This window comes from Sphingomonas sp. PvP018, from assembly GCF_017876865.1.
Taxonomy (GTDB): domain Bacteria; phylum Pseudomonadota; class Alphaproteobacteria; order Sphingomonadales; family Sphingomonadaceae; genus Sphingomonas; species Sphingomonas aerolata.
Window position 1 is genome coordinate 2,569,780 of the sequence record NZ_JAGIOU010000001.1, and the last position, 13,251, is coordinate 2,583,030.

At 68.1% G+C, this 13,251-nt stretch carries 15 protein-coding genes; 3 read left to right on the forward strand and 12 right to left on the reverse strand.

Annotated features, from left to right (window positions below):
* Positions 1–81 precede the first annotated feature (81 nt).
* The 5 genes from ssb to J3A66_RS11300 all read right to left on the reverse strand — a co-directional run bounded on the left by ssb (position 82) and on the right by J3A66_RS11300 (position 4,560).
* Positions 82–666 carry a single-stranded DNA-binding protein gene (gene ssb, locus J3A66_RS11280; RefSeq protein WP_056406676.1) on the reverse strand — a complete coding sequence of 195 codons (585 nt, stop codon included), beginning with the start codon at positions 664–666 and terminating at the stop codon, positions 82–84.
* An 8-nt stretch (positions 667–674) separates the two neighbouring features.
* Positions 675–2,537 (reverse strand): ferrous iron transporter B, encoded by a 1,863-nt coding sequence (locus J3A66_RS11285; RefSeq protein WP_031439774.1) that lies wholly within the window; start codon positions 2,535–2,537, stop codon positions 675–677.
* Positions 2,538–2,550: 13 nt separating this feature from the next.
* Positions 2,551–2,826, reverse strand: coding sequence for a FeoA family protein (locus J3A66_RS11290; protein ID WP_031394931.1), 276 nt, complete (start codon positions 2,824–2,826; stop codon positions 2,551–2,553).
* Positions 2,827–2,932: 106 nt separating this feature from the next.
* Complete coding sequence (locus J3A66_RS11295) at positions 2,933–3,586, reverse strand: COQ9 family protein (RefSeq protein WP_107931032.1); 654 nt, start codon at positions 3,584–3,586, stop codon at positions 2,933–2,935.
* A complete protein-coding gene (locus J3A66_RS11300) occupies positions 3,583–4,560 on the reverse strand; it encodes a DMT family transporter (protein ID WP_209568960.1) in 978 nt (325 codons plus the stop codon). The genes J3A66_RS11295 and J3A66_RS11300 overlap by 4 nt, the downstream gene beginning before the upstream one ends.
* Positions 4,561–4,610: 50 nt before the next feature.
* On the opposite strand from J3A66_RS11300, the gene J3A66_RS11305 reads away from it, so the two are divergent.
* Together J3A66_RS11305 and J3A66_RS11310 are read left to right on the forward strand one after the other, a co-directional pair.
* Positions 4,611–5,699: an alkene reductase gene (locus J3A66_RS11305; protein WP_209568962.1), complete on the forward strand. Its 1,089-nt coding sequence runs from the start codon at positions 4,611–4,613 to the stop codon at positions 5,697–5,699.
* Between the two features lie 90 nt (positions 5,700–5,789).
* The gene (locus tag J3A66_RS11310; RefSeq protein ID WP_245336804.1) at positions 5,790–6,326 is read left to right on the forward strand and encodes a hypothetical protein; all 537 of its coding nucleotides are present in this window, start codon (positions 5,790–5,792) and stop codon (positions 6,324–6,326) included.
* A gap of 50 nt (positions 6,327–6,376) precedes the next feature.
* Here the strand turns inward: J3A66_RS11310 and ribH are convergent, their stop codons facing one another.
* From ribH to gltX, 7 genes are all read right to left on the reverse strand, one after another.
* On the reverse strand, positions 6,377–6,799 hold the full coding sequence (gene ribH / locus J3A66_RS11315; RefSeq protein ID WP_031440486.1) for a 6,7-dimethyl-8-ribityllumazine synthase: 423 nt from the start codon (positions 6,797–6,799) through the stop codon (positions 6,377–6,379).
* Complete coding sequence (gene ribB / locus J3A66_RS11320; RefSeq protein WP_037531593.1) at positions 6,799–7,962, reverse strand: 3,4-dihydroxy-2-butanone-4-phosphate synthase; 1,164 nt, start codon at positions 7,960–7,962, stop codon at positions 6,799–6,801. Before ribB ends, ribH begins: the two co-directional genes overlap by 1 nt.
* Entirely contained in the window at positions 7,952–8,593 is a 642-nt protein-coding gene (locus J3A66_RS11325; RefSeq protein ID WP_209568963.1) for a riboflavin synthase, read from the reverse strand. The genes ribB and J3A66_RS11325 overlap by 11 nt, the downstream gene beginning before the upstream one ends.
* Positions 8,593–9,552: a bifunctional diaminohydroxyphosphoribosylaminopyrimidine deaminase/5-amino-6-(5-phosphoribosylamino)uracil reductase RibD gene (ribD, locus tag J3A66_RS11330; protein ID WP_209570482.1), complete on the reverse strand. Its 960-nt coding sequence runs from the start codon at positions 9,550–9,552 to the stop codon at positions 8,593–8,595. The genes J3A66_RS11325 and ribD overlap by 1 nt, the downstream gene beginning before the upstream one ends.
* Before the next feature lie 23 nt (positions 9,553–9,575).
* Entirely contained in the window at positions 9,576–9,923 is a 348-nt protein-coding gene (locus tag J3A66_RS11335) for a hypothetical protein (protein WP_031396092.1), read from the reverse strand.
* Positions 9,924–10,025: 102 nt separating this feature from the next.
* Positions 10,026–10,691, reverse strand: coding sequence for an energy transducer TonB (locus tag J3A66_RS11340; RefSeq protein ID WP_166746548.1), 666 nt, complete (start codon positions 10,689–10,691; stop codon positions 10,026–10,028).
* 160 nt (positions 10,692–10,851) lie between these two features.
* Complete coding sequence (gene gltX, locus J3A66_RS11345) at positions 10,852–12,195, reverse strand: glutamate--tRNA ligase (protein WP_166746547.1); 1,344 nt, start codon at positions 12,193–12,195, stop codon at positions 10,852–10,854.
* Between the two features lie 106 nt (positions 12,196–12,301).
* On the opposite strand from gltX, the gene J3A66_RS11350 reads away from it, so the two are divergent.
* Entirely contained in the window at positions 12,302–13,240 is a 939-nt protein-coding gene (locus J3A66_RS11350) for a ribose-phosphate pyrophosphokinase (RefSeq protein WP_056673279.1), read from the forward strand.
* Positions 13,241–13,251 lie beyond the last annotated feature (11 nt).

Genomic DNA, 13,251 nt, shown 5'->3' on the forward strand with positions numbered 1-13,251 from the left:
AGGACGAGATGACGCGTGATCGCGCCGCCTCGTCGAACACGCTCGGCGCTACTGGAGTCGAAACGGGTGGCGTCACGACGCTTAGAACGGCACGTCGTCGTCGAGATCGTCCGAGAACCCGCCGGTCTGGCCAAAGCTGCCGCCGCGCGCGCCGCCGCCACTGCCGCCACCCGACGGCGCCGAGCGGCCACCGCCGCCGCCGTAACCGCCGCCGCCCGACGAGCCGCCGCCAAAGTCGTTGCCGCCGCCGGCCCAGTCGTCGCCGCCGCCGCGGCTACCACCGCCACCGCCTGCGCCGCCGCCCTGGCCGCCATTCGGGCCGTCGAGCATCGTCAGCACGCTGTTGAAGCCCTGCAGCACGATCTCGGTCGAATACTTGTCCTGGCCCTGCGCGTCCTGCCATTTGCGGGTCTGGAGCGCGCCCTCGATATAGACCTTCGAGCCCTTGCGCAGATACTTCTCCGCGACGTTGGCGAGGCCTTCGTTGAAGATAGCGACCGAATGCCATTCGGTCTTTTCCTTGCGCTCGCCCGACATCTTGTCCTTCCAGGACTCGGACGTCGCGATGCGCAGATTGACGACCTTGCCGCCGTTCTGGAACTGCTTGCTTTCGGGATCGCGGCCGAGATTGCCGACGATGATGACCTTGTTGACGCTGCCTGCCATGATGCCCCTCAGAGGCCGGCGAACACCGCCAGCCAATATGTGATTCCGGCCATGATGTAGGCGGCGGCGAACAAATAGCCAACCATGAACGCCGGCCATTTCCACCCGTTCGTCTCGCGACGCGTGACGGCGATCGTCGAGATGCACTGCGGCGCGAATACGAACCACATCAGGAAGGCGAGCGCGGTCGGCAGGGTCCAGCGGCCGCGCAGATTCTCGACCATCGCCTTGCCGCCCTGGTTGCTGTCGGGATCGTCGATCGCATAGACCGTGCCGATCGCCGCGACCGCAACCTCGCGCGCGGCCATCGCCGGGATCAGTGCAAGCACGATGTCGCGGTTGAAGCCGATCGGCGCGAACACCGGGGCAATGCCGTTGGCGATCCGTCCCGCCGCCGAATAATCGACCGGCGACACCTTGCTGCCTTCAGGCGGCTTGGGAAAGCTCAGCATCACCCACAGGATCACGGTCGACACCAGGATGATGCCGCCCGCACGCTTCAGGAAGATCTGCGCGCGGCTCCACAGGCCGATGCCGACGTCGCGCCACTGCGGCCACTGATATTTCGGCATCTCCATCATGAAGCCCGACGACACGCCCTTGGTCACCGTCCGGCGCAGCACCAGCGCGGCGACGAACGCCCCGACGATGCCCATCACGTAGAGCCCGAGCATCACCAGCCCCTGAAGGCCGACGAACGGCAGCACCTGCGTGTTGGGAATGAACGCGCCGATGATCAGCGTGTAGACCGGCAGCCGCGCGGAGCAGGTCATCAGCGGCGCGATCAGGATCGTCGTCAGCCTATCCTTCTCGTCGTCGATCGTCCGCGTCGCCATGATCCCGGGGATCGCGCAGGCGAAACTCGACAGCAGCGGGATGAATGCACGCCCCGACAGCCCGACGCTCGCCATCACGCGGTCCATCAGGAACGCCGCGCGGACCATGTAGCCGCTCGCCTCGAGCACGAGGATGAAGAGGAACAGGATCAGGATCTGCGGCAGGAACACGATCACAGCGCCGACGCCCTTGATCACCCCGTCGACCAGCAGCGACCGGAGCAGCGAATCGGGAAGCTCCGACGTGATGAACGCCTGCAGCGCCGTGAAGCCGCCGTCGATCAGGTCCATGAACGGCTGCGCCCAGCTGAACACCGCCTGGAACATCAGGAACATGATCGCCAGCAGCAGCACCGGCCCGGCGATGGGATGCAGCGCGACCCCGTCGAGCATGTGCGTCCAGCGCCGCACCGGCGTCTCGGACAACGTGGCGGCCGTCGCAATGTCGCGCGCGCGCCGCTGCAGCGTGACGATGTCGTCCTGCACACTGCCATCCGATTTGCGCAGCCGGATCGGACCGTTGACGACGGTCTGCGTCAGGATCGCACGCAGCGCGTCGAGCCCGCGTTTGCGGACCGCGACCGTCGGGATCACTGGCACGCCGAGTTCGCGCGAAAGCACCGCCGCGTCGAGTTTCAACCCGTCGCGTTCGGCGAGATCGACCATGTTGAGCGCCACCACGACGGGCAGGCCGAGCGCGATCAGCTGGAGCGTGAAGCGCAGGTGATTGTCGAGATTGGCGGCATCGACGACCACGACCAGCGCGTCGGGCAGGCGTTCGCCGTCCTGCGTTCCGGTGACGACGTCGCGCGTGACGCGCTCATCGGGGGAGGAGGGCTCGAGGCTGTAGGCGCCGGGCAGGTCGACCAGCTCGACCGGGCGGCCGTCGTCGAGCGTCAGCCGTCCGGCCTTGCGCTCGACCGTCACGCCTGGATAGTTGCCGACCTTCTGCCGCGCACCCGTGAGCGCATTGAACAGCGCGCTCTTGCCGGCATTGGGATTGCCGACCAGCGCGACCAGCGGTGCTGCGTTCATAATGTCAGGCTGATTATTCTGCGGCGGCTGGCGTGGGTGATACGCGAATCGCACCTGCGACCGCACGCCGCAATGCGACGGTCATCCGGCCGATCCGGCAGGCGATCGGACCCTGGCCCAGCGTCGCGCGGTGAAGAACCTCGACATCGACACCCTCGTCAAAGCCAAGTTCGCGCAACCGGCGTGCCTCCGGGCCTGCCAGTCTGGCCCAGTCGATCGCAGCGACGATGCCATGCTGCTTGCGGGGCAGCGTTTCGAGACTGACGGAACGATCGGGGCGAGTGTCCATGATGCGACTGATTATCAGTAACGGATCGCCAAGGGAAGCCCCGGCACGCGCACTTGACGCAGATTGCGTGCATTCCATCGCCGCGTGACGGCGCGCCGCGACCGGCTCACGCCACCGGATAGCGCAACCGCCCGACGAACCGCGACAGGCTGAAGCCATGCTCTGTCCGCTTGAGAAAGCCCGACTTTGCGGTTTCGAACCGCATGATGCCGTCGATCCGCCGGCTGAGAAACGCCCGCGTCTCGGCAAACCCCTCGCTGTCGTCGTCGAGGAAGACGGTGACGGTCGCGGCATAGACGCCGAGCAGGATCGTCCGCTTGGTATAATGATTGTAATCGGTCGCGACGTCGCCCGCGGCGCGCCAGATCGTGTCGACCGTCCGCCAGCCGAGCCGCCCCGCCTTGGTCAGATTCTGCGGCAACGCGAGGATCGCCAGCGCGCGGCGCAGCGATTCGCGGTCGGCGGCGGTCGCCTGCAGCCGGGCCTCGACCAGCGCGGCGATCCGGGCGCGGATCTTCATCGCCGACAACCGTTCGGGCGGCACGCTTTCCAGCATCGCAACGTCGATATCGGCGAACCAGGCGTCGATCATGTCGACCGGCCCATGTTCGAAGGCCAGCGCGGCGACGTCGCGGTCGATCCCCGCCGCGTCCGCCGCCATGTCGCGCGCCGCGTCGCTCCACCCGTCGAACGCCGCATTGGCGGCGATGCCGGGGGCGAGCAGCGAACGGATTTCGTCGAGCGTGAGGTCTTGGGTCATACCGTCTCCTGCCGTCCAAGATCAGGCGTGTCGAGCGCCTCTTCAATAGGGGGGCGATCCGCCGGCGTCCGGCGGACCAGCACCAGCGCGATCGCCACCATCACCACGCCGGCCAGATCGGGCAGGCCGAGCCGCTCGCCATAGACCAGCCAGCCGACCGTCCCTGCGACGACCGGCTGGATCAGCAGCGCGATGCCGATCACCAGCGGCGAAAACCGCCCGAGCGCATAGATCATCAATCCCTGGCCCAGCACCTGGCTGCACAGCGCGAGCCCGATCAGCGGCCCCCATTGCGCCGGCACGATCCGCTCGCCCATCGCAAGGGCGAACACCAGCAGCGGCACGATGCCCGCCAATGTCGACAGCACCAGCGCGGACAAGGGGGCAAGCGTCGTCCGCGCGCGCGCCATCAGGATGAAATACACCGTGTAGAGCAGCCCCGCGAGGATGCAGAGCAGGTCACCCGCCAGGTTCTTCGCATCGAGCTGATAGGAGCGTCCGAGCAGCAGCGCCGCGCCCGCTGCGGCGAGCATCAGCGCCCAGCCCTGCGTCCGCGTCGGCCAGGTTCGCGCGACGAGAAACCCGTAGATCGGAAACATCAGCGTCGCCGCATTGCCGAACAGCGTCGCATTGGCGAGCGTGGTGCGCAGGATGCCGAGATGCCAGCTGCCGAGATCCGCGGCAAAGCACACGCCGCCCGCGATCAGCCCGATCCAGACGCCGCGCCCGAGCCGCGTCGGTCGCGCGCCCTGTTGCGCGGCCAGCAGGACGAGAAACGGCACCGCCAGCATCAGCCGCCAGAACCCTGCCGCGACCGGTCCGACCTCGGTCGCGCGGACGAACCACGGCCCGAATGCGAGCGCGACATTGGCGATCAGCAGCGCGCCGAACGCGAGCGTGCCGGGGGCGCCGGTCGTCGTCGCCGTCGGCGTTTCGGGCACGCTAGATATTCTTTGCGGGGCGGGGCGATGCATGCCGCGCTGTAGCGTCCTATCTTGCCCCCGTCAGGCATTAAGGAGCCCCCATGCCAAGCCTTTTCGATCCCATCACGCTCGGCGCCGTAGAAGCGCCCAACCGCATTCTCATGGCGCCGCTCACCCGCGGGCGTTCGGACAAGGACGCCGTCCCGTCCGACCTCATGATCGACTATTACACGCAGCGCGCCAGCGCCGGCCTGATCATCTCGGAAGCCACCGGCATCAGCCGCGAAGGCCTGGGCTGGCCGTTCGCGCCGGGCCTGTGGACCGATGCCCAGGTTGCCGCGTGGAAGCCCGTCACCGCAGCGGTGCACGCCGCCGGCGGCCGCATCATCGCGCAGCTCTGGCACATGGGCCGTCAGGTCCATTCCTCGGTGATCGGTGGCCAGCCCGTCTCGTCGTCCGCGACCAAGACCGAAGGCCAGGCGCACACGTTCGAGGGCAAGAAGGATTTCGAGGTCGCGCGTCCGCTCGAACTGAACGAGATCCCGCGGCTGCTGAACGACTATGAGCTGGCGACGAAGAACGCGCTCGAGGCCGGGTTCGACGGCGTCCAGATCCACGCCGCGAACGGCTATCTGATCGACCAGTTCCTGCGCGACAATGCGAACAGCCGCACCGACGAGTATGGTGGCAGCATCGAGAACCGCATCCGCCTGCTGCGCGAAGTCACCGAGCGCGTGATCTCGGTCGCGGGTGCCGATCGTACCAGCGTCCGTCTCTCGCCCAACGGCGATTCGCAGGGCGTCGACGATAGCAATCCCGAGCCGCTGTTCACCGCCGCTGCCAAGGCGCTGTCCGATCTCGGCATCGCCTTCCTCGAGCTGCGCGAGCCGGGTCCCGACGGCACCTTCGGAAAGACCGACGTGCCGAAGCTCAGCCCGGCGATCCGCAAGGTCTTCAAGGGCGTGCTGGTCGTGAACTCGGACTATGACACGCTCGAAAAGGCGCAGGCCGAGCTCGACAAGGGCGATGCCGATGCGATCAGCTTCGGCCGGACGTTCATCGCGAACCCCGACCTGCCCGAGCGCCTGCGCACCGGCGCACCGCTGGCGCAGGATAACCCGAAGACCTGGTACAGCCAGGGCCCCGAGGGCTATATCGACTATCCGGCGCTGGAAACCGCGTCCGCCTAAGCCGACCGCCTGATTGTCACCGGTGACGCCATCGCATAGCAGCGCGGCTTTCGCGTCGCGCGCGGCGCACCGGTGACGACAGGACATGACATGACCGACGGCTGGGGCCCGCCGAGATCGCTCCCCAAATCCAGCCCCGCATCGGCCTGGCCGCTGAACGACCGCGGTCCGGGCCCGTTGCTGCCGGGCACCGCGGATCGCGCTGCCCGCCGCGCCGAAGAGCGTGCACGCGAGCGGGAACAGCGCGCGCAGGACCGCCTCGCCGCGACCGATCAACGCGCCGAAGCGCGGGCCGCGCAACGCGATGCGCTCTCGCAGGACCGTGAACGTGCGCGCGAAGCCCGTCGGGTCGAGGAAGCGCAGCGGATCCGCGCGCGTCTCGACGCACCGCCTGCCAATGACGAGGAAGCGCTCAAGATCGCCAAGCGCCGCCGCTCGGGCGCGCGTGCGCGCAGCGGCGAGGAGACGAAGACCGAACGCGACACGCGCGGTTATACGACGATCGTCGACCCCGCCCGCATCCGCACGCTCGCCGCCCGCGGCGCGTCGATCGCCGCGCTGGCCGCCGCGTTCGGAATCACGGCCGAAGAGGTCGAGGCCGCCCTGCGCGACACTCCCGAGGAATGATCAGGGCGATCGTGCGTGGATGAGGGCGGACATCCGAACGCCCAGGCATCCTACGCGACGAAGCGGTCCTTCAGTGCCAGCATCGCGAGCGCCGCCTTGGCCGCGCCGCCGCCCTTGTCGCCCTCGGTCGGGCGCGCACGCGTGAGCGCCTGCGCCTCGTTCTCGGTGGTCAGGATGCCGTTGCCGATCGGCAGGCCGTCCATCGTCAGCGCCATGATCCCGCGCGCGCTCTCGCCCGCGACGATCTCGAAATGATAGGTCTCGCCGCGGATCACGACACCCAGCGCGACATAGCCGTCATAGGTCTCGCTTTCGGCCGCCAGCGCGATCGCACCGGGGACCTCGAGCGCGCCGGGGACGGTGATCGTCTCGTGGCTGTGGCCCGCGGCCTCGATCGCCGCGCGCGCGCCCTCGATCAGCAGGTCGTTCAGATGGTCGTAGAACCGCGCTTCGACGATCAGGATATGCGCCATCAGTTGGGAGCCTTTTCGGTGTCGAGGGGAGCGATCGGGCGTTCGCCGACGATCGACAGGCCATAGCCGTCGAGCCCGACCAGCGTGTGGTGGGTGTTGGTGATCAGGACCATGTCATGGACGCCGAGCTCGGTCAGGATCATCGCGCCGACGCCGTAGTCGCGCAGCTCTTCCATGTCCGGGGTGATCTCCGCGCCTGCCTTCTTCAGCACGGCAGAGGTGAACGCGTTGCCGCGCGGCCGGTTGATGACGACGATCACGCCCGCGCCCTCGTCCGCGATCATCTGCATCGACCGCGCGAGGATCCGGCCGCGATCGCCCGATTCGCCGAAGATGTCGGCGAACGGCGACAGCGCATGCATTCGGACGAGCGTCGGCTTTGCGGGGTCGATCCGGCCCTTGACCAGCGCGACCTGCTCGGTGCCCGTCGCCTTGTTCCAGAAGGTCAGCGCAGTCCAGTCGCCGCCCCATTCAGACGTGAACCTGGCCTCGGCGCGCTTCTCGACGAGATGGTCGTAGCGGCGGCGATACGCGATCAGGTCGCGGATCGTGCCGATCTTGATGTTGTGGAACTGCGCGAAGGTGACGAGGTCGTCCATCCGCGCCATCGTCCCGTCCTCGTTCATGATCTCGCAGATCACGCCCGAGGGGTTGAGCCCGGCCAGCCGCGCGACGTCGACCGCCGCCTCGGTATGGCCGGCGCGGATCAGCACGCCGCCGTCGCGCGCGACCAGCGGGAAGACATGGCCTGGGGTGACGATGTCCGCCTTCTGCTTGGTCGCATCGATCGCCACTGCGATCGTCCGCGCGCGATCCGCCGCAGAGATGCCCGTGGTAACGCCTTCGAGCGCCTCGATCGACACGGTGAACGCGGTCTCGTGCCTTGTGCCGTTGTTGCGGCTCATAAGCTCGAGTCCGAGCTCTTCGGTCCGTGCCCTGGTCAGCGCGAGACAGATCAGCCCGCGACCGAACTTCGCCATGAAGTTGATCTTCTCGGGCGTCGCCATCTGCGCGGGGATGACCAGGTCGCCCTCGTTCTCGCGGTCCTCGTCATCGACCAGGATGAACATCCGGCCGTTGCGCGCCTCGTCGATGATCTCTTCGGGGCTCGACAGATATCCATGCTTCAGGCGCCCGAGTTCGGCGCTGCGTTCAGCCGGCATTGACACGGTAATGCTCCATCCGTTGGAGATAGCGGGCAAGGACGTCGATCTCGATATTGACCGTCCGGTCCGTTTCGATCGTCCCGAGCGTAGTCACGCCCCAAGTATGCGGGATGATATTCAGCCCGAATTCGACCGCGCGTTGCCCATCGGGGCCGTCGACGTCGCGGACGGTGTTGACGGTCAGCGACACGCCGTCGATCGTGACCGATCCCTTGGCGGCGATGAACGGGGCGATGTCGGTGCCGGCGCGGACGGTGACGCGATGCGAGCCGCCCTCCTCGACCACCGACACGACCGTGCCGAGCCCGTCGACATGGCCGGTGACGATATGCCCGCCCAGCTCCTCGCCGAGCTTCATCGCGCGTTCGAGGTTGAGCGGGCGACCTTGCGTCCACTGGTCGCGCGCGGTGCGGCTGATCGTCTCACCCGAGACGTCGACCGCGAACCAGTGCGGTCCGTCGCCGCCCGCGGACTTGTCGACCACGGTCAGGCACACGCCCGAACACGCGATCGACGCTCCCAGGTCGATCGTGGCGGGATCATAGGCGGTCGCGATGACCACGCGCGTGTCGCCCTGCTGCGCCACGCTGGTGATTTTGCCGATGTCGGTGACGATTCCGGTAAACATTATCCCTCGTTTCGCTCGCGCTCGTAGACCTCGACTCGGTCGCTGCCAAGTTGCCGTGAATCGATGATCGACCAGCGGCCATGCGCGCTGGAAAGATCGCCGAGACCAATATCGCCAATGGAATGCCGGCCGTTCCCGATCAGGATCGGCGCGCGGTACAGCAGCAGCCGGTCAACCAGATCCGCGGCAAGGAACGCCGACGCTACGGCCGCGCCGCCCTCGACCAGCAGATGGTCGCCGGGCAGGGCCGCAATATCCTGCGGATCGGCGATGACGTGCCACCCCGCGTCCGCATCGGGCGCCGTCCGCGACAGCAGCACGCGGCGCGGTGCTTGCGACTCCAGTCCCGCAAGCCGCACGTCGAGTCGCGGCGCATCCGCCTCGAACGTCCCGCGCCCGACCAGGATCGCCTCGTGCCGGCTGCGTTCGAGATGCGCATGCGCGCGCGCCTGTGGCCCGGTGATCCAGCGGCTCGACCCGTCCGCCATCGCGATACAGCCGTCGAGCGAGGTCGCGAGCTTCAGCGTGACATGCGGCCGGCCGCGGGCGAGTCGTGTAAGGAACCCCGCCATCGACCGTCGCGCCTCGGCGGCGCGCACGCCCGTTTCGACGTGGATCCCGGCGTCGCGCAACCGCGCGAACCCGCGCCCCGCCGTCCGGGGATCCGGATCCTCCAGCGCCGCGACGACCCGCGCCACGCCCGCCGCGATCAGCAGGTCGCTGCACGCCGGCCCGCGCGGTGATTCATGCGCGCAGGGTTCGAGCGTCACATAGGCCGTGGCTCCCCGCGCCTTCGCGCCCGCCTGCGCCAGTGCCATCGCCTCGGCATGCGGCCGACCGCCTGCTTGCGTCCAGCCGAGCCCGACGACGCGCCCGTCCGCGACGATCACGCAGCCGACACAAGGGTTGGGTGCCGTACGCCCGCGTCCCCGTGCCGCCAGCGCCAGTGCCGCGCCAATACCGCGGCCGGACTGGTCGATGCTCAGATCCCCAGCGCCTTCAGCTTGTCGTCCATCCGCTTGAACGACGCGCGGGTTTCCTCCTCGCGCTTCTTCTGCTCAGCCAGGCGCGCGGCCTTGATCGGCGCGTCGATCTTCTGCTGGGCGACGATCTGCGCATCGGTGCGATCCGCGGGCCATTGCTCGACATAGACGATGTTCGGCCGATATTCGCGCTCGGCATAGCTGTCCTTCGAGAAGGCGTAGATCAGGAAGCCCGTGACGAGCATCGCCAGCGCGAGAAAGCCGAGCTCGTACGGCTGCCGGCCCCGAAGAAACAGGCGGAGGTCGCGATAGGCGCGGACCGGCGAGAAACGACTGAAAGAGCCCATCGCGCAAAGATAGGCATGCAGGCCCCCCAAGGCCAGTACCTTGGGCGACGACCCGGGCGGCCGTCCTGCATGCCATCCTTGCGGTGGGCCGATGCCCGCGGTTCAGTTTTCCAGCACGAACGACAGGTTCATCGTCTTCCATGCCTCGACCGCGACCCCGTCGCGCGTCGCCGGCCTGAACCGCCACTTCGTCAGCGCCCGGTCCAGCGTCGCGCGATAGAAGGCGTCGCTGGTGGCGGTGACCCGCTCGACCTGTTTCACGCGCCCGTCCGCGCCGATCAGCACGCGCAGGACGACTCGCCCCTCGCGCCCGGCCCGGCGTTCCTCGGACGGATAACCCGGCTGGAAATCCGCGGCATAGCGCGGGTCGATACCCGGCTGGACGAATAGAGGCGACGGCTTGGGCGGATCGACCGCCACACTTCCCGTGCCCGTGCCGACGACGTCGATCGGCGGGGTGAGGGGCAGGGGGTCGGGCACGACCTCGAACCCCGCGGTGGTTGGTGTCGGGACCTGCGGGAGTGGCGCGTCGGGCCGCGGCGCTGGGCGCGGCTGCTGGCGGACCAGCGGATCGGCGGGCGGCACCGGCGTGGGCGGCGGCGGGGTGTGCGGAATATAGATTGTGAGTGGCGGGTCGGGCGGCGTGAACGGCACCAGTTCCGGCGCCGCAAAAAACAACGCCCCGATCACCACGCCGTTGATCGCCAGAGCGACGCCTAGGCTTCCGGGATTCAATCCGCCCGTCCGGCTCATTCTGTCCGCGTACATCCGTCCGTCTCCTTCGCATCTCCTCGAGGATGGCGGCGCGATCGATACCGCCAAATGACATGGTACATCATTACATGCGCCGCGCAAGCACGATCGGAATCGTTTTGCACGCCGTCGGATGAGGGGCGGTCAGCGGGGTTTCAGCCCGCTCGTTCAAGCCTCAGCCGGCGCGTGCCGCCGCGAGGCGCGCCAGTGCCCGCTCGCGCCCGATCAGCGGCAGCAGCGCGGCCATGTCGGGCCCGTGATCGCGCCCGGTCAGCGCGCGGCGCAGCGGCAGGAACAGCGCCTTCCCCTTGCGCCCGGTCTCCGCCTTCAACCGGCTCGTCAGCGCGTGCCAGGGGTCACTTGCCCAGTCGATTGCCGCCGCGGCCGCCAGCGCCTGGTCGAGATACGCCGCATCCTCGTCCCCGCCGACGGGTTCGACCGCGACCGGCCCCTCGATCACCTGCCACCAGTCGGCGGCATCGGCGAGCGTCACCAGGTTCGGGCGCACCGCCTCCCATGCGGCCTCGCCCATCCCCGCGGGCAGGCGGTCGGCGACGTCGGCAAAGGGCAGCGCATGCAGGATCCGCGCATTCAGCTGCGCCAGCTCCCCCTCGTCGAAGCGCGCCGGCGCGCGGCCAAACCGGGCGAAGTCGAACGTCGCGATCAGCGGCGCGGCGTCGGCGATCGGCTCGACCGGATCGCTCGTCCCGATCCGCGCGAGCAGCGCACGCACCGCCTGTGGCTCGATCCCGACGTCCCGGAAATGATCTGCGCCGAGCGACCCCAGCCGCTTGGACAATTTCCCTTCCGCCCCGGTCAGCAGCGCCTCGTGCGCAAACTGTGGTGCGGGTGCGCCGAGCGCTGCGAACATCTGCAGCTGCAGCGCGGTATTCGACACATGATCCTCGCCGCGCACGACATGAGTCACGCCCATGTCGGCATCGTCAATCGCCGACGGCAGCATGTACAGCCACGACCCGTCCGCGCGCCGGATCACCGGGTCGCTCATCGTCCGCGCCTCGAAATGCTGCTCGCCGCGGATCAGGTCTGTCCAGGCGATCGGCGTGTCGTGATCGAGCTTGAATCGCCAGTGCGGTGCCACCCCGTCGCGCTCGTACGCCGCGCGCTGCGCGTCGGTGAGCGCCAGCGCCGCGCGATCATAGATCGGCGGCAATCCGCGCCCCGCCTGAATCTTGCGCTTCAGGTCGAGCTCCTGCGCGCTCTCATACGCCGGATAGATATGCCCGCTCTCGACCAGCGCCGCGAACCGCGCCTCGTACAGCGCGAACCGCGCTGACTGGCGTTCCTCGCCATCGGGCGTCATCCCCAGCCAGTCGAGATCGCCGCGGATCGCGTCGACGAACCGTTCCTCGCTGCGCGCCGCATCGGTGTCGTCGATCCGCAGCAGGAAGCGTCCGCCTTGAGCGCGCGCAAACATCCAGTTGTGGAGCGCGGTACGGATGTTGCCGACGTGCAGCCGGCCGGTGGGCGAGGGGGCGAAACGGGTTATGACGGTCATGCCCTGCGCTGTACGAAGCGGCGCGCGCCCCGGCAAACCCCTTCGGCCCTTTCCCCATTGGAACACCGGGACTAAGGGGCGTGCGACTGGGCGTGGAGCGATTTTGATGAAACTGATGACCGGCAATTCCAACCTGCCTCTGGCGCAGGAGATCGCCGCCTATCTCGAAATCCCGCTGACCGATGTCAGCGTCCGCCGCTTCGCCGACGAGGAAGTGTTCGTCGAGATCAACGAGAATGTCCGCGGCGAGGACGTGTTCGTGATCCAGTCGACCGGCTTTCCGGCGAACGACAACCTCATGGAATTGCTCATCATGATCGACGCGCTGAAGCGCGCGTCGGCACGCCGCATCACCGCGGTCATCCCCTATATGGGTTATGCCCGCCAGGACCGGAAACCCGGCCCGCGTACGCCGATCTCGGCCAAGCTCGTCGCCAACCTCATCACCGTCGCGGGCGCCAACCGCGTCCTCTCGGTCGATCTCCATGCCGGGCAGATCCAGGGCTTCTTCGATATCCCGACCGACAATCTCTATGCGGCGCCGGTCATGTCCGCGGATATCCTTGCGCGGTTCAAGGGCAAGAACCTGATGGTCGTCTCCCCCGACGTCGGCGGCGTCGTGCGTGCGCGCGTGCTTGCCAAGCGGCTCAACAACGCGCCGCTCGCGATCGTCGACAAGCGTCGCGAGCGCGCGGGCGAATCGGAGGTGATGAACATCATCGGCGAGGTCGAGGGCCGCTTCTGCATCCTGGTCGACGACATCGTCGATTCGGCAGGCACGCTGTGCAATGCGGCGGCCGCGCTGATGGAGGCGGGCGCCGAGGGCGTCGTCGCCTATGTCACGCACGGCGTGCTGTCGGGCGGCGCGGTCGCGCGGGTCGAGGGCTCCGAACTGCGCGAGCTCGTCATCACCGATTCGATCGGCAATCACGACGTGATCAAGGGCGCCCATGGCAAGATCCGCCACCTGCAGATCGCACCACTGCTCGGCGAGGCGATCAAGCGGATCGCGGATGAAACCAGCGTCTCGAGCCTGTTCGACTGAGGCGCGCCGCT